At 68.0% G+C, this 19745-nt stretch carries 21 protein-coding genes, 1 tRNA gene and 1 other RNA gene; 8 read left to right on the top strand and 15 right to left on the bottom strand.

Annotated features, from left to right (window positions below):
• Positions 1 to 36: 36 nt before the first annotated feature.
• The 5 genes from fabD to NJD74_RS04405 form a co-directional block, all read right to left on the bottom strand.
• Complete coding sequence (gene fabD / locus NJD74_RS04385; RefSeq protein WP_026070121.1) at positions 37 to 981, bottom strand: ACP S-malonyltransferase; 945 nt, start codon at positions 979 to 981, stop codon at positions 37 to 39.
• 81 nt (positions 982 to 1062) lie between these two features.
• Positions 1063 to 1845, bottom strand: a complete 783-nt coding sequence (locus NJD74_RS04390; protein WP_019185347.1) for a serine/threonine protein kinase — start codon at positions 1843 to 1845, stop codon at positions 1063 to 1065.
• Between the two features lie 75 nt (positions 1846 to 1920).
• Entirely contained in the window at positions 1921 to 2898 is a 978-nt protein-coding gene (locus NJD74_RS04395) for a beta-ketoacyl-ACP synthase III (RefSeq protein ID WP_319623729.1), read from the bottom strand.
• Positions 2899 to 2986: 88 nt separating this feature from the next.
• Positions 2987 to 3184: a 50S ribosomal protein L32 gene (gene rpmF / locus NJD74_RS04400; protein ID WP_017357626.1), complete on the bottom strand. Its 198-nt coding sequence runs from the start codon at positions 3182 to 3184 to the stop codon at positions 2987 to 2989.
• Between the two features lie 108 nt (positions 3185 to 3292).
• Positions 3293 to 3802: a YceD family protein gene (locus NJD74_RS04405; protein ID WP_019185345.1), complete on the bottom strand. Its 510-nt coding sequence runs from the start codon at positions 3800 to 3802 to the stop codon at positions 3293 to 3295.
• A gap of 114 nt (positions 3803 to 3916) precedes the next feature.
• Here NJD74_RS04405 and NJD74_RS04410 point away from each other — a divergent pair, with 114 nt between their 5' ends.
• Positions 3917 to 4489 (top strand): Maf family nucleotide pyrophosphatase, encoded by a 573-nt coding sequence (locus NJD74_RS04410; protein WP_019185344.1) that lies wholly within the window; start codon positions 3917 to 3919, stop codon positions 4487 to 4489.
• Between the two features lie 2 nt (positions 4490 to 4491).
• On the opposite strand, the gene NJD74_RS04415 is transcribed toward NJD74_RS04410, so the two are convergent.
• Both NJD74_RS04415 and NJD74_RS04420 read right to left on the bottom strand, forming a co-directional pair.
• Complete coding sequence (locus NJD74_RS04415; RefSeq protein ID WP_319623730.1) at positions 4492 to 6201, bottom strand: hypothetical protein; 1710 nt, start codon at positions 6199 to 6201, stop codon at positions 4492 to 4494.
• 16 nt (positions 6202 to 6217) lie between these two features.
• Positions 6218 to 8059 carry a glycosyltransferase family 39 protein gene (locus NJD74_RS04420; RefSeq protein WP_070471839.1) on the bottom strand — a complete coding sequence of 614 codons (1842 nt, stop codon included), beginning with the start codon at positions 8057 to 8059 and terminating at the stop codon, positions 6218 to 6220.
• A 40-nt stretch (positions 8060 to 8099) separates the two neighbouring features.
• On the opposite strand from NJD74_RS04420, the gene NJD74_RS04425 reads away from it, so the two are divergent.
• Genes NJD74_RS04425 through NJD74_RS04440 form a run of 4 tightly spaced genes read left to right on the top strand, consistent with a single transcriptional unit; the run spans position 8100 to position 12477 of the window.
• Complete coding sequence (locus NJD74_RS04425) at positions 8100 to 9053, top strand: MoxR family ATPase (protein ID WP_046273892.1); 954 nt, start codon at positions 8100 to 8102, stop codon at positions 9051 to 9053.
• Position 9054: 1 nt separating this feature from the next.
• Positions 9055 to 10011, top strand: a complete 957-nt coding sequence (locus NJD74_RS04430) for a DUF58 domain-containing protein (protein ID WP_070426745.1) — start codon at positions 9055 to 9057, stop codon at positions 10009 to 10011.
• Positions 10004 to 11956, top strand: a complete 1953-nt coding sequence (locus NJD74_RS04435; protein ID WP_319623731.1) for a DUF3488 and transglutaminase-like domain-containing protein — start codon at positions 10004 to 10006, stop codon at positions 11954 to 11956. Before NJD74_RS04430 ends, NJD74_RS04435 begins: the two co-directional genes overlap by 8 nt.
• Entirely contained in the window at positions 11953 to 12477 is a 525-nt protein-coding gene (locus NJD74_RS04440; protein WP_019185338.1) for a Slp family lipoprotein, read from the top strand. The genes NJD74_RS04435 and NJD74_RS04440 overlap by 4 nt, the downstream gene beginning before the upstream one ends.
• Before the next feature lie 88 nt (positions 12478 to 12565).
• Here NJD74_RS04440 and NJD74_RS04445 read toward each other — a convergent pair whose 3' ends face one another.
• From NJD74_RS04445 to dnaX, 4 genes are all read right to left on the bottom strand, one after another.
• Complete coding sequence (locus tag NJD74_RS04445) at positions 12566 to 12925, bottom strand: histidine triad nucleotide-binding protein (RefSeq protein WP_019185337.1); 360 nt, start codon at positions 12923 to 12925, stop codon at positions 12566 to 12568.
• An 81-nt stretch (positions 12926 to 13006) separates the two neighbouring features.
• Entirely contained in the window at positions 13007 to 13606 is a 600-nt protein-coding gene (gene recR / locus NJD74_RS04450; protein ID WP_019185336.1) for a recombination mediator RecR, read from the bottom strand.
• A 96-nt stretch (positions 13607 to 13702) separates the two neighbouring features.
• Complete coding sequence (locus NJD74_RS04455) at positions 13703 to 14023, bottom strand: YbaB/EbfC family nucleoid-associated protein (RefSeq protein WP_019185335.1); 321 nt, start codon at positions 14021 to 14023, stop codon at positions 13703 to 13705.
• A gap of 6 nt (positions 14024 to 14029) precedes the next feature.
• The gene (gene dnaX / locus NJD74_RS04460) at positions 14030 to 16054 is read right to left on the bottom strand and encodes a DNA polymerase III subunit gamma/tau (protein WP_319623732.1); all 2025 of its coding nucleotides are present in this window, start codon (positions 16052 to 16054) and stop codon (positions 14030 to 14032) included.
• Positions 16055 to 16190: 136 nt separating this feature from the next.
• Here dnaX and NJD74_RS04465 point away from each other — a divergent pair.
• Both NJD74_RS04465 and NJD74_RS04470 read left to right on the top strand, forming a co-directional pair.
• Positions 16191 to 16283, top strand: a tRNA-Ser gene (locus tag NJD74_RS04465).
• Between the two features lie 285 nt (positions 16284 to 16568).
• Positions 16569 to 17021, top strand: a complete 453-nt coding sequence (locus NJD74_RS04470) for a GNAT family N-acetyltransferase (protein ID WP_019185786.1) — start codon at positions 16569 to 16571, stop codon at positions 17019 to 17021.
• Between the two features lie 92 nt (positions 17022 to 17113).
• Here the strand turns inward: NJD74_RS04470 and sugE are convergent, their stop codons facing one another.
• Positions 17114 to 17431: a quaternary ammonium compound efflux SMR transporter SugE gene (gene sugE, locus NJD74_RS04475; protein ID WP_019185787.1), complete on the bottom strand. Its 318-nt coding sequence runs from the start codon at positions 17429 to 17431 to the stop codon at positions 17114 to 17116.
• Between the two features lie 278 nt (positions 17432 to 17709).
• On the opposite strand from sugE, the gene ffs reads away from it, so the two are divergent.
• Positions 17710 to 17806: signal recognition particle sRNA small type (ffs, locus tag NJD74_RS04480), an RNA gene on the top strand.
• Between the two features lie 46 nt (positions 17807 to 17852).
• Here ffs and NJD74_RS04485 read toward each other — a convergent pair.
• From NJD74_RS04485 to NJD74_RS04495, 3 genes are read right to left on the bottom strand one after another with little or no spacing between them, the layout of a single operon-like run.
• Positions 17853 to 18221 (bottom strand): nuclear transport factor 2 family protein, encoded by a 369-nt coding sequence (locus NJD74_RS04485; RefSeq protein ID WP_019185788.1) that lies wholly within the window; start codon positions 18219 to 18221, stop codon positions 17853 to 17855.
• Positions 18222 to 18223: 2 nt separating this feature from the next.
• Positions 18224 to 18991: an MBL fold metallo-hydrolase gene (locus NJD74_RS04490; protein WP_019185789.1), complete on the bottom strand. Its 768-nt coding sequence runs from the start codon at positions 18989 to 18991 to the stop codon at positions 18224 to 18226.
• Positions 18991 to 19740 (bottom strand): 3-deoxy-D-manno-octulosonic acid kinase, encoded by a 750-nt coding sequence (locus NJD74_RS04495; RefSeq protein WP_019185790.1) that lies wholly within the window; start codon positions 19738 to 19740, stop codon positions 18991 to 18993. The genes NJD74_RS04490 and NJD74_RS04495 overlap by 1 nt, the downstream gene beginning before the upstream one ends.
• Positions 19741 to 19745 lie beyond the last annotated feature (5 nt).

The following is a 19745-nucleotide window of genomic DNA, read 5'->3' on the forward strand; positions in this document are numbered from 1 at the left end:
GCGAGGCCAGTCCAGCGCGGGCACGATCGGAAGACATCAGGCGGCCCAGGTCTCGCGGGCCGTCTCGAAATCGGCGGGCGTGGACAGTGTGCGCGCGTCCAGCGATTTGTCGATGCGTTTGATCAATCCGCTCAGCACCTTGCCCGGGCCACATTCGGCCACCCGGGTGACGCCGCGGGCGGCCAGCGCCTGCACGCAGCCGGTCCACTGGACAGGCAGGTACAGCTGCTGGACCAGCGCCTGGCGGATGGCGTCCACGCCGTCATGCACGCGGGCATCGACGTTCTGCACCACCGGCAGGGCCGGGGCGCGCCAGTCCAGGCCAGCCATGGTTTCAGCCAGGCGGTTGGCGGCTTCGCGCATCAGCGGGGTGTGCGAGGGCACGCTGACGGCGAGCTTGACGGCCTTGCGGACGCCCTTCTCGGCCAACAGGGCCAGCGCGCGGTCCACGGCGGCGGCGTCGCCACCGATGACGATCTGGCCGGGCGAGTTGTAGTTGGCCGGGACGACCACCTGGCTGCCGGCGGCCTGTTCGCAGACCTCTACGACGAGGGCGTCTTCCGCGCCGAGGACGGCGGCCATGGCCCCCACGCCGGTCGGGGCGGCTTCCTGCATCAACTGGCCGCGCAGTCGCACCAGATGGGCGCCGTCACGCAGCGAGAGCGCGCCGGCGGCGACCAGGGCGGTGTACTCGCCCAGGCTGTGGCCAGCCAGGACGGCCGGCTTGGCGCCGCCAACGGCGTTCCAGGCGTGCCAGACGCCGATGCTGGCCGCCAGCAGGGCCGGCTGGGTGTACTCGGTGCGGTTGAGCATTTCCTCCGGGCCGCCCTGGGAAAGGGCCCAGAGGTCGACACCGGCGCCGTCGGAGGCCTCGGTGAAGGCCTCGCGGATCTGCGGGTGCAGCTCGGCCAGTTCGGCCAGCATGCCCAGCGACTGCGAGCCCTGGCCCGGGAACACGAATGCGAGATTGGTATCGGTCACGCGATCATCCGCCTGCAAAAATCGAACGGCGAATGATAAAGGGGAACGTCGCCCTTCGTCTGTACTGCCGCGTATGTGGGCTCAGGTGAACAGCTGGAGGATGTCGAGGTCGCCGTCGCTGAAGAAGTCGATGCAGATCACGGCCAGCATCAGCACGCCCAGGGTCGTGGCGCCGTGGACGATCAGGATCGAGTGGGCCAGCGCGCGGGCCGAGCGGCCCATTTTCATGCTGTAACGGGCCAGCCCCTGGAGGCGACCGGTGACATCGTGGGCATGGGCGAGGACCGGCGCTTCGGCGCCGTCCATGGCCTGCGCCATCAGGCTCTGCAGCTGCTGCGGCCGATCTTCGTAGTACTTGGCCACGCCGTAGCCGAACATCAGCCAGTCGCGGGCCTGGGCCTGGGCGAGGTCCATGACTTCCAGGGGGTCTTCTTCGAAATCGATGAAGCCGATCTCGTTGCCGTCCCAGGTCAGGTTGCGCGGCAGTGGCTGGCCGAAATAAGCGCCTTTGCGGTGGGCCTGGGCGATGGCGTTCATCGCCGCGGACACCAGGCGGTCGCGGCCGGCATCGTCGGCTTCGCGCAGGCAGGTGTTGAACGAGGAACCGTTGTCGCCCAGCACGAGGGCGGCGTGGCCGCTGCCGATCACGCTGGGGACGTTGACGCCCTGGGCCTGCAGTTCGGCCAGGCGGCGGGCTTCGGTTTCGCGGGCGGCATCGCCCCCGCGGTGCGGTGGTGGGCGCAGGGCATCAAGCTGGAAGCGGCGGGCGATGAAGTTCAGCAGCCCCAGCGCGACCACGCGGCTTCCTTCGCCGTACTGCTTCAGCCAGGCGCGCTGCCCTTCGATGACGATGGGCTCAACCATGACAGTTCTCCTGAAATGCTTACGGCCCCGTAATGGGGCCGTAACGACAGCGTCACGTTGTCGTAACTGACACTATCAATAGCGCAGCAGAGCAGAACCCCACGTGAAGCCGCCGCCGAAGGCTTCCAGCAGCAGCAGCTGGCCGCGCTCCACACGGCCGGAGCGGACCGCGTGGTCCAGCGCCATCGGCACGGAGGCCGAGGACGTATTGCCGTGCTTGTCGACCGTCACCACCACCTGGTCCATGGACATCTTCAGGCGCTTGGCGGTGGCTTCGATGATGCGCAGGTTGGCCTGGTGCGGGATCAGCCAGTCCAGGTCGGCCTTGGTCAGCGCATTGGCTTCCAGGGTCTCATCGACGACCGAGTCCAGCGCCTTGACGGCGTACTTGAACACGTCGTTGCCCTTCATCAGGATCGCGCCGCGGGCATTGTCGCCCTCGCCGAAACCGGCCGAGACGCCCACCGGGTTCCACAGCAGTTCTTTCTTGCTGCCATCCGAATGCAGGTGGGTGCTGAGGATGCCGGTGTCTTCGTCGGCCTTGAGCACGACGGCGCCCGCGCCATCGCCGAACAGCACGCAGGTGGTGCGCTCGGTCCAGTCGACGATACGGGTCAGGGTTTCCGCACCGATGACCAGCACATGGCGTGCATCACCGGAACGAATGAATTTGTCGGCCACGCTCAACGCGAACACGAAGCCCGAACAGGCGGCGTTGACGTCGAAGGCGGGGCAACCGCTCGCACCGAGCTTGGCCTGGATCAGGCACGCGGTGGAGGGGAAAATCAGGTCAGGCGTGGTGGTGCCCACCACGATCATGTCGAGCTGCGAAGCGTCGATACCGGCCGCTTCAAGCGCACGTACCGCGGCGTGGTAGCCGAGGTCGCTGGTGGTCTCGCCTTCGGCCGCAATGTGCCGTTCGCGGATACCAGTGCGCGATTGAATCCACTCATCGCTGGTGTCGACCATTTTCTCCAGATCCTGGTTGGTCAACACTTTTTCGGGCAAATAACTACCGGTGCCCGCGATCCTCGAGTAGATCCGCTTGCTCATTGCATGTCCTGTAGCACGATCACCAAACGTGGTGATCGGGAAGAATGGGGTAAAGGCCGCCGCCCGACCGGGCAGCGGCCTTCACAAATCAATCTTCTTCGACGGCCGAGTTCGACTTGGTCGTGATCACCTTCTTGCCGCGGTAGAAACCGTCAGCGGTGATGTGGTGACGCAGGTGCACTTCACCGGTGGTCGGATCGGTGGACAGCTGCTTGGCGCTCAGGGCGTCATGCGCACGGCGCATACCGCGGCGGGACGGGGTGACACGGGATTTCTGCACAGCCATGGGATTGCTCCAAACTCGGTTCGTTTTGCTTCGTCGTATCGTCGCGCAGGACGCCAGCGCCCAGCACAGTTTTCGCTTTCGCCGCAGCCGCCGACGACAATCCGGCTGCTATTGTTTTTTCAGTGCCGCCAACGCCGCGAACGGATTGGCCTTGCTGATTTCTTCTTCGGTCGGTGCCCAGTCCTTGTCCACTGCCTCGCCATCGGGAGACAACGGCACGACGGGCACGGCCAGGACGAGTTCGTCCTCGACCAGTTCCAGCGGTCGCAGCATGCCGTCTTCGGGCACCAGCCACGGCTCCCAGCCTTCCGGCAGCGAGGATTCTTCCTCTTCGCTGCGGATCAGACCGAGCCGCTGCACCATCGAAACCGGCAACAGGAAACGCTGCAGGCTGCGCTGACAGATCAGCGGCAGCGCGGTGTCGATGGACAGTTCAACATAGGATACCCGCAGGATGTCGTCGTGCGCGAATTCCAGTGCATAAGTGCACTGACCTTCGGTATCGGCAACAAGGCCTTGCAGGCGGGTCAATTTCGCTAGATCCACCTGGCCATCGAAGCGCCTGCGCGCTGCGACCATCCGCCAAGCATCCAGCATTTCGGGCACGTTTGCGGACATAAGCCGCTGAATGTTAAGGATCGCCCGGGCTGCTGTCAAATGCCTGCGCAGTCAGGTTGCCGATCCCCGCCCCGAGGGGCCAGACTGCCGCCCTTCCGTGCCCGGTATTGTCGCATGACCCCACTGCTGCTTGCCTCCACCTCCCGCTACCGCCGTGAACTGCTGGAACGGCTTGGCCTGCCCCTGCAGACCGCCCGCCCCGAGGTGGATGAGACCCCCGCCCCCGGCGAGGCCCCACGGGCCGTGGCCGTGCGGTTGGCGCAGGCCAAGGCAGAGGCCGTGGCCCGCCTGCACCCGGGCCAGTGGGTGATCGGCTCGGACCAGGTGGCGGAACTGAACGGCGCCGCGCTGGGCAAGCCCGGCACGGTCGAGGGTGCGCAGGCGCAGCTGGCGGCGATGTCCGGCCAGGTGGTCGACTTCCACACGGCGGTGAGCCTGGTGCGCGACGGCGAGGTCCTGGCCGCCTGCGACCGGACCCGGGTCCATTTCCGCACGCTGGATCATGCCGAAATCGTCCGCTACGTGGCCGCCGAGCAGCCGCTGGACTGCGCCGGCAGTTTCAAATGCGAGGGGCTGGGCGTCACCTTGTTCGAGGCGATCGAGAACCGCGACCCGACCGCACTGATCGGCCTGCCGCTGATCGCGGTGAGCCAGCTGCTGCGCCAGGCCGGCTACACCCTGCCCTGAGCTCAGCGCAGCTGCAGCGCTTCCAGGCAGCCGGCATCCAGCGGCCCGGTGGCCCAGCCGACCCAGTGCCCGGCCAGCGGCATCGCCAGGCCCACCGGGCGTCCCGCGCACTGCAGGACCAGCCGCGGCGCCGGGCTCCGGGCAGCGAACTCCACGCGCCACGCGGGTCCGCCCAGCAGGTTGCGCACGGCGACCACCGAGACCGCGCTGAGCGGCACCGCCGAGGCGGTGGCCGCCGTGGGTTCGCCCTGCAGATAGCGCGTTTCCGGCCAGGCGAACATCGCGCTCCCGTGTGCGCGCAGGCTTGGCAGTGCCGCCTGTACTTCGCCGGGTACGCTCTCGCCATGGGTCTGGTCCGGATCGACCACCCCCGCCGCGGCCGCGGTGGCCGTCATGTTGGCCACGCGCTGCATGCTGGCGCCGAGGTAGGCCATCCACGCGGTGCTTGGCACGGCCACCAGGGCCAGCAGGAGCGCCCCCCAGACCACCGGCCGGGGGCGGCGCAGACCCACGCGGACCGTCGCCCACAGCAGCAGGCCGCACCAGAACAGCCACGACCACGGCACATACCGCGGTGCGGCCAGCTGCGTGGGGTAATCGGCGAAATAGGTCCAGCGGCTGAGCGCGACCAGCCCGCCCACGGCCAGCCCGAACCACGCCATCGCCAACGCCACCGACTCCCCGGCGCCGGCGCTGCGCCCGCGTTGCCAGCTGCAACGGGTCATTCCGAGCACTCCGCCCAGCCCAACTGCGCCCACCAGCAGATGCGGCCAGCGCGAGGTCATCACCGGGCCGAACAGCGACTGGTACCCGCTCGCCACCGAATGGACCGCGTCGCGCACGGGCGCGAACGGCAGTTGCTGTGCCGCCGCCGGATCCAGCGCAGGCCAGGCCAGGTAGATGAAGGGCGAGGCCAGCCAGCGCAGCAGCACGTCCAGCTGCGCCAATGGCGCAAGCGCCATCTGCGAGGGCATGCCGGTGCGGCCCATGCCCAGGTGCAGGCCGACCGCCACCAACAGCCCCAGCATCAAGGGTACCCAGTGCGACAGCGGCGCACGGCGCACCACCAGCACCGCCGCCAGCCCGACGAACACCGCTACGCCGCTGCCGAACGAGAACGTCGCGGCGACACCGCACAGCGCCGCCAGCACCGCACCGCGGCGATCCCCACGCAGCAGCATGGCCACCCCGGCCATCAGCGCCGCAGTGATCAGATACGCATGCACCGACTCGTTGCCATGGGTGAGCGCGCGCTGGCTGCCGAGCCAGAAGATCGACAGCGCCCCGATCAGGGTCGCGGCCGCGCGTACCGGTGGCGCCAGCGCATCGGCCTTGATGATCCGGGCCAGCAGCCACAACGTGGCCAGGGCCAGCAGCACGCCCGTGCCGATCTGCAGCCACTGGTTGCCATGCAGCCAGGACAGCTCGGCATGGCGCACCAGGTTCGGCAGGATCTCGCGGTGGCCGTTGTCCGAGACCAGCACGTTCGATGGCCACGGCATCTCCAGCAGCTTCTGGGTAAAGCGCCACGGATCGGCGTACAGCACGCGCGGCGCGAGCCATAGCATCGCCGCCATGCCCACCGCGACGACCGCAGCCACCGCCAGCCACAGCAGGCGCGTCAGCGCGGGCGGCACCGGCACGGAGACCGGACGGGACACCGGCACGGAAGCCGTTTCCGGCGAGGCATTGCGCATGAGGGTGTCATCCATGAAAAAACACGCGCACTCAGCGCGCGGGGACGGTGAAGGCCTGTTCCTGCCACTGCTCCACGCTGCCGTCCTTGCCGTACAGCGTCATGCCCAGCCAATGGCGACCGGGCGCGAGGTGAGCGGTGTTCAGCGTGGCATCGAAGGCCACGTTGGGATGCTGCGGATCGGTGGAGATCTTCCAGGCGCTGGTGATGTCGTAGGCGCGCCCGTAGACCGCATCGCCGACCGGCTTCCCATCGACAAACAGCTGGACGCGTTCGATGCCGGCACCGTCCTTGAAGGCCCAGCCGCGCACATCCAGCGTGTCGCCCACCTTGGCATCCGGCTGCGGCGCATCCACCCAGGCCATCGCCGGGGTGACGCAGGGCCCGTCCACCCGCCCGGCAGGCAGCTTGAACAGCAGGAAGCGCTGATAGCCATGATCGTTGCTGACCACGCGCGGCGGCGGCAGCGGGCCCACCTGGCCGCAGACCGCGTGATAGCGCTCCAGCAGATCGCGATAGCGCTGGTCGCTGGGGGACAGCACCAGCAGCATCGGCGTGTCGCGCTGACCATCGTGCAGCAACCCCCACAGCCCCAGCTGCGCACTGCGGCCGTGTTTGTCGTTCAACGGATGGCGCAGCACCTCGATCGAGGGATCACGCAACTGGAAGCCCAGTTCCGCGCCGACCTTGAAGTTGCCGGCCAGCACGCGCGTGCCCGGTGGCATGCCCTTCAATTCTTGGCGCACGGCGCCTGCCAGGGGTTCCCAGCCGGCGAAGTTGCGCGGGTAATACTTGTAGCCGGCCAGCTGCTCGCGCACGCTCGGCACGGACGCCATCAGGTAATAGCCGAAGGCCAGTGCCAACCCGGCACCGGCCAGCCACCAGCCGGTGCGGCGCAGCCAGCGCGGCCAGCCATTGAGCACGACCGGCACCGCGATGAGCAATGCGAGATAGCCCGGCAACGGCCAGTGGAAACTGATGCGCTCCACATCGGTGAAGAAGCCCAGGGCGAAGATGGACAGGGTCGATACCGCGCCGATCAGACCGAAATACCGCCACTGGGCGCGTGCGCCTCCACCGGAGCGGGTACCGGCCAGGGCCACCTTCCACATCGCGATGCACAGGATCGGGGTGACCAGCATCGGCTGGATCACCAGGAACCACAGCCCGCTCCACTCGAACGCCCACGGGTGGCGCTCGACCACCTGGAATTTCAGGCCGGCATCATGGTTGTCGGCATTCCACGACAGCAGCGGCAGCCACGCCACCACACCGACCGTCAGGGCCACCCATACGCGCGGATCGCGCAGCATGCGCCGGCCCTGCGGCAGCACCAGCAGCGCGATGAAGCCGACCACGATCACCCCGATGAAGCGGTAATGGCTGAGTGCGCCGATCGCCAGGCCTGCGGCCAGCTTCACCGCCGCCGCCGCATCCACGTTGCGCAGCAGGCGTGCACCGGCGTCCAGGCACAGCACGGCGGCCAGCGCCATCGGCACATCCGGCACGGCCAGCATGCCCAGCGTGGCTGACAGCGGCATCAGCAGGGTCAGGCTGCCGGCCTGCCAACCGGCCACCGCGCCGAACCAGCGCGTGGCGATCCGCGAGACCAGCCATGGCAGCCACGCACCGATCGCCAGGAACGGCAGGCGCAGCGCGAGCACATGGTTGCCGCCCACTTCCACGCCCAGGCGCGCCAGCCATGCGGTCAGCCCGGGCAGGTCCGAATAGGCCGCCGCCAGGTGCTGGCCTTCCTGCCAGTAAAAAGCTTCGTCCACGAACAAGGGCAGACGTGCGGCCACCACCAGCTTGACGGCGGTGACCAGCGTCCACAACAACAGGAATATGGTGCGTGCGCGTTGTTCGCCCTGCATTGCTCTATAGAATCAGTGGAATCATCGATACGAGACGGACATGGATCATTCGCCCCCCGTGCCAGCCATGCTAACCGATGTACTGCGACAGTCTCTCCGCGCCGCCCAGGATCAGGTCAACGGGCTGGTGCTGGGCAAGGCCCAGGAGGTACGACTGGCCTTCGTGGCGCTGCTCTCCGGCGGCCATCTGCTGATCGAGGATCTGCCCGGCCTGGGCAAGACCACCCTTGCCCACGCCATGGCATCCAGCCTCGGGCTGGGCTTCCAGCGGGTGCAGTTCACTTCCGACCTGCTGCCTGCCGATGTACTTGGCGTCTCCGTTTACGACGCCGGCAGCCGTCAGTTCCAGTTCCACCCCGGCCCGGTCTTCACCCATGTGCTGCTTGCCGATGAGATCAACCGCGCCCCGCCGCGCACCCAGAGTGCGCTGCTGGAGGCGATGGCCGAGCAGCAGGTGACCCTGGATGGCGTGACCCACCCGCTGCCGGACCCGTTCTTCGTCATCGCCACCCAGAACCCGGTCGACCTGTCCGGTACGTTCCCGTTGCCGGACTCGCAGCTGGACCGCTTCCTGCTGCGGTTGGCGCTGGGCTACCCCAATCCCGAATCCGAGCGCGAGCTGCTGCGCGGCACCGATCGCCGCCACCTGATCGCACAGGCCACCGCGCGGCTGAGCGAGGTGGAGGTGCGGACGCTGCGCGAGGCGGTCGGCCAGGTGCACGCCAGTGAAGCCTTGATCACCTACGTGCAGGCGCTGCTGGCCCGCAGCCGCCAGCACGCCGGGGTGCGCGTCGGCCTGTCACCGCGCGCGGGCCTGGCATTGCTGCGCGCCGCCAAGGCGCATGCCCTGCTGCTGGGCCGCGCACATGTCGTGCCTGAAGACGTGCAGACCCTGTTCGTTGCGGTGGCCGGGCATCGGCTGGTGCCGGAGGCAGAAGCCGGCAATGGGCCGGCATTGGCCCGCGCCATCCTCCAGACCGTGCAGGTCGACTGAGATGCGCCGCGGCTGGGGAGCCCGCTGGCAGCACCTGCAGCATCTGGCGCGACCGCGCCGACCGGAGCACCTGCCCAGCCGGTTCGACCGGCGCCGCATCTATGTGCTGCCGACGCGCTTCGGTCTGTTCGTCGCCGCGCTGCTCTCGGCGATGCTGCTCGGTGCATTGAACTACAACAACAATCCTGCCCTGTTGTTGGCGCTGCTGCTGGCCACGGTCAGCATCGCCAGTGCGATCAGCGCGCACCTGCAGTTGTCCGCGTTGCAGGTGGATGCGGTATCCGCCGAACCGGTCACCGCAGGCGCGCCGCTGCGGCTGCGCATCAGCCTGTCGCGCACCGATACCCGCGCGCGTCGCGGCCTGCACGTGGAGCACGACGGCGTGGCAGCGTTCGGGCACCTGGTGGACAGCGACCAGATCGAAGTGGATCTCGACCTGCCCACGCATCAGCGCGGCTGGTTCGATCTCTCCCGGATCCGCATCGCCACCACACAGCCACTGGGCCTGGTACGCGCCTGGTCGTGGGTGTGGCCGGAGACACCCTTGCTGGTCTATGCCGCACCGGAAGCGCACGCCCCTGCATTGCCCGAGAGCGGCGGCGATCCGCTGCATACCCGTGTGCATGCCAGCGGCGACGAGCTGCATCAGCTGCGTCCGTATCGCCCCGGCGACCCGACGCGCAGCATCGCGTGGAAGCACTCTGCGCGGCGCGACACCCTGCTGGTGCGCGAGTACGAAAAGCCGATCGGCGTGGAGGTCGTGCTGGACTGGTGGCGCCTGGCCCCGCTGGGTACCGAGGCGCGGATCGCGCGCCTGGCGCGCTGGGTCGACCTGGCCGAACGCGAAGGGCGCCGCTACACCCTCACGCTGCCCGGCCAGCCGGTGCTCGGCCCCGGCAATGGCAGTGCCCATCACCATCTGTGCCAGCGCGCGTTGGCGCTGTTGCCCCATGACTGACCGCGCCGTCGCCCCGCTCAGTCCCGGTGCGCGCTACTGGACCCTGGCCAGTGCGGCCCTGGGCCTGTTGCCGCTGCTGCTGCAGCTGCCCACCGTGCTGGCGGCCGTCATCGCCGGCGTTGCACTGCTGACCGCCCTGGCTTCGCGCCAGCGGCTGCTGCCGGGGGCACTGCGCCTGCTGCTGGTGCTCGCCATGCTGGGCGCCATCTACTGGCAGATGGGCCCGCGCCCGGGCCGCGATACCGGCTGCGCGCTGCTGGCGGCGATGCTCGCGTTGAAATCCAGCGAGCTGCGCAGCCTGCGCGATGCCCGCAGCCTGGTCGGCTTCGGGTTGTTCGGCCCGTTCGCGGCGTTCCTGCTCGACCAAGGACCGCTGACGATGACATTGGCGGTACTGGCCGGCCTGGTCGCATTGCTCGCGTTGCAGCGGCTGGCGCACCTGGAGGGCCAGGCACCGCCGGCGCCGCTCAAACGCCAGCTGCGCGGGATCGGCCGGCTGGTCATGCTCGGCCTGCCATTGGCGCTGGCCGGTTTCTGGCTGTTCCCGCGGTTGAGTGAACCCCTGTGGGGCATCCCCGATCGCGCGGTCGGCAAGCCCGGCCTGTCCGACACGATGGAGCCCGGGCAGTGGCTGGATCTGATGGCCGATGACACCCCGGCGCTGCGCGTGCAGTTTTTTGGCGCGGTTCCGGAACCGCAGCAGCGCTACTGGCGCGGCCCGGTGCTCAGCCTGTTCGACGGCAAACGCTGGGAACAGGACAGGCATCTGATCGAGCGCGCGCCCGCCGCGGTGACCCACGCCAGTACACAGTGGGAGTACCAGATCGACTATGAGCCGACCGACCGCCGCCAGCTGGTCGCGCTGGATCTGCCATTGCAGGCCCCTGCCGGAAGCGATCTGGATGCCAACCACAGCCTGCGCAGCCACGCAGCACTGAATGCCCTGACCCGCTGGCGGCTGCGTTCCGCCCCGGCCGTGGCCTACACCGACCCATTGACGTCTTACGAGCGTCGCCTTGCGCTGCAGCTGCCCGACGGCTTGAACCCGCGCACGGCGGTGCTGGCGCGGCAGTGGCGGCAGGAGGCTGGCAGCAACGATGCGGCGATCGTGCAGCGCGCACTCGAGTGGGTACGTGCGCGCTTCGTCTACACCCTGGACACGCCCGAGCCGGGCCGCGATGGCGTGGACGAGTTCCTGTTCGAGCAGCAGGCCGGCTTCTGCCAGCACTTCAGCTCATCGTTCGTTGTGTTGATGCGCAACGCCGGCATCCCGGCGCGGGTCGTGACCGGCTTCGCCGGTGGCGTCCACAATCCCTATGGTGACTACTGGGTGCTGCGCCGGATGGATGCCCATGCCTGGGCCGAGGTCTGGCTGCCCGGGCGCGGCTGGGTGCGGGTCGACCCGACCGCGGCCGTCGCCCCCGAAAGCATCTACGACACGATCGACGACCGGCTGGCGGCGGGCGACGCCGGTGCGATGCTCAACAGCCGTTGGCTGCAGTTCGGGCAGATGGGGGACTGGCTGCGCCGGGGCTGGAACGAGCTGATCCTGTCCTTCGATGCCGACCGCCAGCAACGGCTTCTTGAACCGTTTGGTTTCGAGCGCCTGGATCCGACCCGACTGGTGGGAATTTTCACTGTCTTCGCGCTGGCCGCGCTAGGGTGGATGGCGTGGCTGCTGGCCCGGGGCGAACGCGAACGCGACCCGCTGCTGCGGGCCTGGCACCGGCTGGGACGCCGCTATGCACGCCATGGGCTGGAACGCGCCAGCGCCGAACCGGCCAGCGAGTGGGCCCGCCGGGTGGATCGGCAACGGCCCGATCCGGCGTTGTTGTCGCTCAGCGCGCGTTTCGTCCAGGCGCGCTACGCTGGCGCTGACGTCGACCTCACTTCATTATTGCGCGACCTGCGCAGGCATCGCCCGACCTCCGGAGCATCCCCATGAAGATTCAAATCCTGCTTCCCCTTGCTGCCTCTCTGGCATTGGCTGCCTGCGCCACCGCGCCCAAGCCGCTGCAGGGGCAGTTCAGTATGGTCAGCCCACGTGACGCGGTTCCCACCCAGCAGGTGGGCACCCCGGTGCGTTGGGGTGGTCGCATCATCGAAACCAACCCGGGCCAGGGCCAGACCTGCTTCCAGATGATTTCGCGTCCGCTCAACGGCAGTGGCCGCCCGAGCACCACCTCGGCCGACGCCAGTGACGGCCGCTTCATCGCGTGCCGCGCCGGCTTCTACGATCCGGCGGTGTTCGAGCCGGGCCGGGACGTGACCTTCATCGGCAAGATCGGCGGCTACGAGAACACCCGTATCGGCGAGTACGACTATCGCCTGCCGAAGCTGGACGCCGATGTGATCTACCTGTGGCCGGAACAGCGCCAGGTCGACGTGGTGCCCGCCTACCCGTACGGCCCGTGGGGCCCGGGCTGGGGTCCGGGCTGGGGCTACCGCGGCTGGGGCTGGTGGTAAGCCCGGAGGTGGCGCGTCCCCGTCGCTGATGCGGACGCGCTGAAAAAAACGCCGCCTTCGGGCGGCGTTTTTTGTTGCCCCGGCCCGCTCAGCCGTTCGGCGTGCCGAAGTGACCCAGCTGCGCGCCGGCCAGCAGGTGCAGGTGGATATGGAACACGGTCTGCCCGGCGTGCTCGCGGCAGTTCATGACGATACGGTAGCCGTCCTGCGCGAACCCTTCGCGGCGGGCGTACTCGGCGGCGGCCATGGCCAGCTTGCCGATCAGGTGCGCCTGGTCCGGCCGCACGTCATCCAGGGTCGGGATCGCTTCGTGCTTGGGAATGAACAACACGTGCACCGGCGCCTGCGGCGCGATGTCCTTGAAGCCGAGCACCTCCTCGTCTTCGTAGACGATGGTGGCGGGAATTTCGCGGCGGATGATCTTGCCGAACAGGGTGTCGTGGCTCATGAGTGCACCTCGTGTAACAGGGCCTTGGAGAGTAGCGCGGATGCACGCCCGGTTTCGATCACCGGCGCGGGTTGCGCGGGATCATTCCTGCACTTCGGTACGCGTACCGAAGGCGTGCGACAGCGTGCCGCGATCCACGTATTCCAGCTCGCCGCCCAGCGGCAGGCCCTGCGCCAACCGGCTCGGGCGGACCTTGTGGCTGCGCGCCATCTGGGCCAGGTAATGCGCGGTCGCTTCGCCTTCCACGGTGGCACTGGTGGCGATGATCAACTCGGTCACTTCGCCTTGCTTCAGGCGGGCCTCCAGCTGATCCAGGCCCAGCTCGCGCGGACCGATGCCGTCCAGCGGTGACAGCCGCCCCTGCAGCACGAAATAGACCCCGCGGTAGCCGGTAGCCGTTTCGATCGCCAGGCGATCGGCCGGTGATTCCACCGCACACAGCTGCTGGCGCTCGCGGCTGCCGTTGGCGCAGACCGCACAGACCTCGGTCTCGCTGAAATCCCGGCACTGCGCGCAATGCCCGATCCGCTCGATCGCCTTGGCCAGCACCTCGGCCAGCTTCTGGCCGCCCTCGCGCTCACGTTCGAGCACGTGGTAGGCCATGCGCTGGGCGGTCTTCTGGCCCACGCCCGGCAACACGCGGAAGGCCTCGATCAATTGTTCGAGCAGGGGCAGGCTCATGGCGGATCGCTCATCTCAGAAACAAGCGCGCGAAGCCCGGAGGCTTCGCGGCGCGGTCACCACCGTCGCCAGGCCTCGACCCGGCGCAGACGTGGCTCAGAACGGCAGCTTCATGCCCGGGGGCAGCTGCATGCCAGCGGTCGCCGAACCCATGCGGTTCTTCGACTCGGCATCGATCTTGTTGGAGGCATCGTTGAACGCTGCGGCCACCAGGTCTTCGGTCATTTCCGCATCGGACAGCACCGACGGATCGATGCGCACCTTGCGGCATTCCTTGGTGCCGGTCAGGGTCACGCTGACCATGCCGCCGCCGGCGCTGCCGGTGACTTCCAGCTTGGCGAGGTCTTCCTGGGCCTTCTGCAGGTTTTCCTGCATCTTCTGGGCCTGCTGCATCAGTTGGGCGATATTGCCGCGCATGGTTCTTTACTCTTCAAAAGGACGGATGGAATCGGCCACGACCCGGGCACCGTGTTGCTGGATCAGCAACTGCACCGACGGGTCGGCCATGAAAGCGGCTTCCGCCGCCGTTTGGCGTTCGCCACGCTGGCGGTCAGCGCGCTGATGCAGGGTCTCGGCACCAGCCGCGCCGGTATCGATCACCAGACGCGGAGCCTGCCCCAGGGGGCCGGTCAATGCCGCAATCAGCGCCGCCTGCGAGCGGTCCGAACTCAAGTACTCAAATCCGGGCGAAATCGCCAGTTTCAAGACACCGTGCTGGTAGCTGATGAACGCCGAGTGGGCCGCCAGCTGCTTGGACGGGCCATTGAGCTGGCTGCCGGCGACCAGTTCCAGCCAGGCATCGGCGGTCAGCTCAGCGCTCGCCCCTGACGGCGCGGCGTCGGCCACTGAGGGTGCGATGGCGATACCCTCCGGGCGAGCCACCGGGGCGGGGGCTTCCCGCACAGGCGCGGGAGCAGCCGGTGCCACGGTCCGCTCGGGCGGCGCTTCCCATGGAGCGACCATGGCCGCATCCGGGGTCGCCATTTCAGCAGCCAGCGCTTCGTCGCGATCGGCCGCATCGTTCTCCTGATGCCACGGCGGCAGATCGTCGTCAGCAGCGGGGGCAGGCGCGTTCGGCCTGGCCGGCTTGACCGGTTTGACCGGCTCGGCGGCTGTCGGGGCGGGAGCAACCTGTTTCAGCGGCGGGGCTGCGGCCTCGGGGGGCGCGACGACCGGGGCGGCGGCCGGCGCCTCAGGCGCCACCGGGGCTGCCTGAGCGACGGGCGCGCTGGCCTTGGCGGGCGCCACGGACGGAGCCGGAGCCGAAGCCGCTGCCGCAGCGGCCATGCCGGCGCCTTGGCCACTGGCCTGGCCGCCACTGTTCACTTCGGTACCGGTGCCCGGATCGCGGGGCACGGGCGGGACGGCCGATGCCGGGCGGAACGCCAGCATGCGCAGCACCGCCATCTCGAATCCAGCACGCGGGCTTGGGGCCAGGTGCAGGTCACGGCGACCGCCCAGGGCCATCTGGTACCAGAGCTGCACCACTTCCGGACGCAGGCGCTGGGCGAAGGCCTCGGCATCGATCCCCTCGCCCGCCGTCGCGGCGCCCGGCACCAGCTGCTGCACCTGGATCCGGTGCAGGGCTTCGGCCAGGGCGTCGAGCACCCCACTCCAGTCCGGCGAGAACTCGGCCAGCAGGGCCACGGTCTGCAGCAGGCGCGGACCATCACCATCGGCCAGCGCATCCAGCATCGCCGCCACCTGGGTGCGGTCCACCGTGCCCAGCATCGCGCGCACCACATCCTCGCGCAGCGCACCGCCGGCATAGGCGATCGCCTGATCCAGCAACGACAGGCCATCACGCAGGCTGCCATCGGCGGCCTTGGCCAGCTGCACGATCGCAGTCGGATCGGACTCGATCTCCTCGGCGGCCAGGATCTTGGTCATCTGGCCTTGGATCTGTTCCTCGTCCAACCGCTTCAGGTTGAACTGCAGGCAGCGCGAAAGGACCGTCACCGGCAGCTTCTGCGGATCGGTGGTGGCCAGCAGGAACTTCACGTGCTCCGGCGGCTCTTCCAGCGTCTTGAGCAGCGCATTGAACGCCGCCTTGGACAGCATGTGCACTTCGTCGATCAGGTAGACCTTGTACTTGCCCCGGGAGGGCATGTACTGGGCGTTCTCGATCACCTCGCGGACATCATCCACACCGGTATTGGACGCGGCATCGATCTCGAGCAGATCGATGTAACGGCCGGAGTCGATATCCAGGCAGGCCGGGCACTGGCCGCATGGATCGGCGCTGGTGCCCTGCTCGCAGTTCAGCGACTTGGCGAAAATACGGGCAATGGTGGTCTTGCCGACCCCGCGGGTGCCGGTAAACAGGAACGCATGGTGCACCCGGCCGCTGTCCAGCGCATTGCTGAGCGCACGGACCACGTGTTCCTGGCCCACCAGCTCGGCAAAACGCTTCGGACGCCACTTGCGGGCAAGGACGAGATAGGACATCAGGCCACCGTCTTCATCGGGACGACCATTGTGCCACGCCTGTCCAGCCCCCCTGCCCCCGTGACGAACCGCTTGTGCGATTCCGATTCCCCCGCTAGAATCTGCGCCCCTGCAGCGGGTTGTGTGCGGCAGGTCCGGAGAGGTGTCCGAGTGGTTGAAGGAGCACGCCTGGAAAGTGTGTAAGCGTCTAAACCGCGCTTCGGGGGTTCGAATCCCCCTCTCTCCGCCAGACAAACGCAAAAGGCCGCCCCTCGGGGCGGCCTTTTGCGTTTCTCACGTTCGTCATTCATCCGGCTCCGGTAGCAGTGCGCGAAACCATGGAGAGGGGGATGAGAACCCCCGACCGGGGGTTCGACGGATTCGCCAGGAGCGAATCCGGACAGCCGAACGGCTGTCCCTGGAGCGCATCCGCGCGGAAGGGCTGGGTGCATGGATGCACCCAGCAATCCCAATGAAGCGGCAAGCCTGCATCCGAAGCCGACCACCCCAACGCGGAGCATGCCAAAGTCCCCCCATGCCCACCCTGCGCCCCTACACCCCAACAGACGCCCCCGCCTGCCTGGCACTGTTCGACACCAACGTGCCGCGTTACTTCGCCCCACACGAACGCCACGACTTCGCCAACTATCTACTTCACCCAGACCGCGCCCACGACTATCTGGTCATCGAGCACAACGGCCACATCGTCGCCTGCGGCGGCCTCGCCCTGGACAACGAGCACACGGCGGCCTTCTGCTGGGGCATGGTCGATAACGCCCAACATCGCCAAGGCCTGGGCAAGCAGCTCTCCCACGCACGCCTTGCCCACGCAAAAGCGCTAGGCGCCCAGCGCGTCACGCTCAGCACCAGCCAGCACACGCAGGATTTCTACGCCGGACTCGGCTTCGCCGTCACCCACATCACCCCCGATGGGCACGGCCCCGGGCTGGATGCGGTGGAGATGGTGCTCGAACTGGCGCCGCGTTGAGCGGCGCCAGTGATTCGATCGGGTCAGCAGTGCGTCAGCCACGCATGGCGTGGCTCTACCGTCGTCGACGCCGCAGCCTTCGCTTTAGAGCCTCAGCTGCTGCTCAACTTCATCAACACCAATCCGCTCACGATCAACACCGCTGCAGCAATCCGCATCGCGCTGACCTGCTCGCCGAGGAAGGTAATGCCGATCACGAACGCGCCGACCGCGCCGATGCCGGTCCAGATCGTGTACGCAGTGCCCAGCGGCAACGTGCGCATCGCCAGCGACAGCAGCCAGAAGCTGGCGATCATGGTGACGAGGGTGATGATCGACGGGGTGAGCCTGCTGAACCCCTCGGACTGCTTCATCGAGAACGCCCAGACGATTTCCAGCACACCGGCTGCCAACAGATAGATCCAGGCCATGCGGCCCTCCTTGATGGGGGCCAGGCCGTCCTGGTCAGTGGTTCCCGAAATGGGGGAGGCCGTTCCTCCTGTGCCACGCATTTTAGCAACCCACTCGCCGGATGCCCTATTCCGGCGGCACCGGGCTACACGGGATTCAGCCTCCGCGTCTGGCACTGCAGGCCGTGCATGCGCTAGAATGCGCGACTGCACTGCCGGACCTGTTCCTGCGTTGCACCTTCCGCCTGCGGCCGGCTGATCCTCGATCGCCCTGCAGCCGGAACGTCTCTATGGTGGCCCCGTCGGCCCCTCGCGACGCTAGGTCGAAAATCCCGCCAGGGCCGGAAGGCAGCAACGGTATCGATCGACGCGGGCGCCGAGGTCAGTCGGCGGGGCCGCCACCTTTTTGGGCGCCAGGCTTCCCCCTCAGTGATGCTGCCGCTCAAGGCACCGCAGGCGTGCCCTGATGGAACACCATCCGCCATGCCGCACCGCACAGCCGCCACAGCGAACTGCGCAACACCTCGCGCTGGCGCTCGCCGCCGACCACATACCAGCTGCGATAGCGCACCTGTGCCAAGGTGGGCGCCAACAACACGACCTGGTAGTCGGTGGACACGATCTCGACCTGTGCGCGCTCGCGCGGAATCTCCGCCAGCGCAGCAGCCCGATCGAAACACGCACCCGAGCTGCCGATCTCACTGAAGTCGTCATCCAACAATGCCGCCAGCTGCGCGACATCGCCACGCACCGCAGGTTCGTGCAACGCGCGTTCGAGCGCCTGCAGATGAGCGGCCAGCGCGTCGTCCATGCTCAGGGAGGATCCTGCGCCAGCACGTGCATGGCGGTGGGAGACGCCAGCGCCACACGTTCGCCAGGCACGGCCACGCGGTGACCCCGCTGGCGCAGCGCCTCGCCGTCAGCCTCGCTGGCGTAGTGGTAGAGCATCATCCGCGCCTGCAACTCGGCCGTGTATTCACGCTCCAGGTCATCCACACCGGTGTGCGACGGGTTGCCATGCAGGCCGCAATCGTGGGCGATCAGTTCGTTGTCGTCGGCGTAGCGCGCCAGCATTTCCGGAATCGGCCGGGTATCGCCACTCCAGGTGACCGCACCCTTCAGGCGCAGGCCATAGGCGGTTTCCGGCCAGTGATGGCGGACCGGAAACACTTCCAGGCGCACGCCGTCATGCCAGAACGCATCGCCGACCACGATCAGCTGGAACGCATCCCAGAAATTCGCACCGCCCTCGGCCAGCACGTTCGGGTAATCGGCCACGCGCTTGTGCAGCAGCGGCACGACCGTCGCCGGCACGTACACGCGAATACGCCCACGACGCTGCGGCGAGAAATACGCATCGACGAACAGGCGTTCGAAACCGGCGACGTGGTCCAGGTGCACATGGGTGACGAACAATGCCTGCGGCACATGGCCGTAGTGCGCCTGGAACGCAGTGAGCCCTTCCCCGCCGCAATCGATGGTCAGCCACGGGCGTCCATCGCGTTCGATCACCGCCATCGGCGAACCGAGCTGCACGGCCGACGCATTGCCGACCCCCATGAAACGCAGTGCCCAGTCCATCAGTAACCCCGGTTCCAGGCCAGATCGTAGGCGCGGCGCAGCCGTGCGTAGTCCTTCTCGACGTCATCCTGGCTGCGCTCACCGCGCAGCTTGATCAGCGAGCGCAGCAGCCGCTTGAGATTGCGCTCGCGCCAGCGGGTGGCCGGGATGCGCAGCACGCCGCGATCGAAATCGATCAGCCAGCCGTGGCCGTTGGCGTCGAACAGAATGTTGTGGGCGTTGAGATCGGCGTGGTCCAGCCCGACGCGATGGAACCGCGCGATCAGCCGGCCGGTCTCTTCCCAGGGCGCGCCGCGCCCGGCGACCAGCGCGCGGTCGGCCAGCGAACGCACACCCTCCAGGCGCTCCATCAGGATCGCCGCCTTGTAGCGCAGGCCTTCGCGCATGTAGAACGCGGCGATCGGTCGCGGCACCGGCAGCTTCTGCGCGCGCAGGGCACGCATCAGCCGGAACTCGGCGAAACTGCGGGTGCGGTTGGCCCCGCGCCAGATGTAGTGGTCCCGGCTGAGCTTGGCCGCCAGGCCGCCACGCAGGTACTGGCGCAGCACGGCATGACCGAAGGGGGCATCGACGAACCAGGCGCCACCACGGCCGCCATCGCCGACCGGCCGTGCCCGCTCGCCCCAGTGGGCCGGTGCGAACAGGCTCATCTCGGCTTGCCGCAAGGCTTCGCGGTCGAACAGAATGGCACCGATACCGCGTCCATCGCGGCAGGGCGTCAGCGCTTCAGTGGCGTCGAATGCGACCATTCCTT

This window comes from Stenotrophomonas sp. RG-453 (assembly GCF_033843685.1).
Taxonomy (GTDB): Bacteria; Pseudomonadota; Gammaproteobacteria; order Xanthomonadales; family Xanthomonadaceae; genus Stenotrophomonas; species Stenotrophomonas bentonitica_A.

Bases quoted from the DNA above. Each gene is read 5' to 3' on its own strand.
- NJD74_RS04390 (WP_019185347.1), bottom strand. From the start codon at position 1,845: ATGGTTGAGCCCATCGTCATCGAAGGGCAGCGCGCCTGGCTGAAGCAG.
- NJD74_RS04395 (WP_319623729.1), bottom strand. From the start codon at position 2,898: ATGAGCAAGCGGATCTACTCGAGGATCGCGGGCACCGGTAGTTATTTG.
- rpmF (WP_017357626.1), bottom strand. From the start codon at position 3,184: ATGGCTGTGCAGAAATCCCGTGTCACCCCGTCCCGCCGCGGTATGCGC.
- NJD74_RS04405 (WP_019185345.1), bottom strand. From the start codon at position 3,802: ATGTCCGCAAACGTGCCCGAAATGCTGGATGCTTGGCGGATGGTCGCA.
- NJD74_RS04410 (WP_019185344.1), top strand. From the start codon at position 3,917: ATGACCCCACTGCTGCTTGCCTCCACCTCCCGCTACCGCCGTGAACTG.
- NJD74_RS04415 (WP_319623730.1), bottom strand. From the start codon at position 6,201: ATGGATGACACCCTCATGCGCAATGCCTCGCCGGAAACGGCTTCCGTG.
- NJD74_RS04420 (WP_070471839.1), bottom strand. From the start codon at position 8,059: ATGCAGGGCGAACAACGCGCACGCACCATATTCCTGTTGTTGTGGACG.
- NJD74_RS04425 (WP_046273892.1), top strand. From the start codon at position 8,100: ATGGATCATTCGCCCCCCGTGCCAGCCATGCTAACCGATGTACTGCGA.
- NJD74_RS04430 (WP_070426745.1), top strand. From the start codon at position 9,055: ATGCGCCGCGGCTGGGGAGCCCGCTGGCAGCACCTGCAGCATCTGGCG.
- NJD74_RS04435 (WP_319623731.1), top strand. From the start codon at position 10,004: ATGACTGACCGCGCCGTCGCCCCGCTCAGTCCCGGTGCGCGCTACTGG.
- NJD74_RS04440 (WP_019185338.1), top strand. From the start codon at position 11,953: ATGAAGATTCAAATCCTGCTTCCCCTTGCTGCCTCTCTGGCATTGGCT.
- NJD74_RS04445 (WP_019185337.1), bottom strand. From the start codon at position 12,925: ATGAGCCACGACACCCTGTTCGGCAAGATCATCCGCCGCGAAATTCCC.
- recR (WP_019185336.1), bottom strand. From the start codon at position 13,606: ATGAGCCTGCCCCTGCTCGAACAATTGATCGAGGCCTTCCGCGTGTTG.
- NJD74_RS04455 (WP_019185335.1), bottom strand. From the start codon at position 14,023: ATGCGCGGCAATATCGCCCAACTGATGCAGCAGGCCCAGAAGATGCAG.
- dnaX (WP_319623732.1), bottom strand. From the start codon at position 16,054: ATGTCCTATCTCGTCCTTGCCCGCAAGTGGCGTCCGAAGCGTTTTGCC.
- NJD74_RS04470 (WP_019185786.1), top strand. From the start codon at position 16,569: ATGCCCACCCTGCGCCCCTACACCCCAACAGACGCCCCCGCCTGCCTG.
- sugE (WP_019185787.1), bottom strand. From the start codon at position 17,431: ATGGCCTGGATCTATCTGTTGGCAGCCGGTGTGCTGGAAATCGTCTGG.
- NJD74_RS04485 (WP_019185788.1), bottom strand. From the start codon at position 18,221: ATGGACGACGCGCTGGCCGCTCATCTGCAGGCGCTCGAACGCGCGTTG.
- NJD74_RS04490 (WP_019185789.1), bottom strand. From the start codon at position 18,991: ATGGACTGGGCACTGCGTTTCATGGGGGTCGGCAATGCGTCGGCCGTG.
- NJD74_RS04495 (WP_019185790.1), bottom strand. From the start codon at position 19,740: ATGGTCGCATTCGACGCCACTGAAGCGCTGACGCCCTGCCGCGATGGA.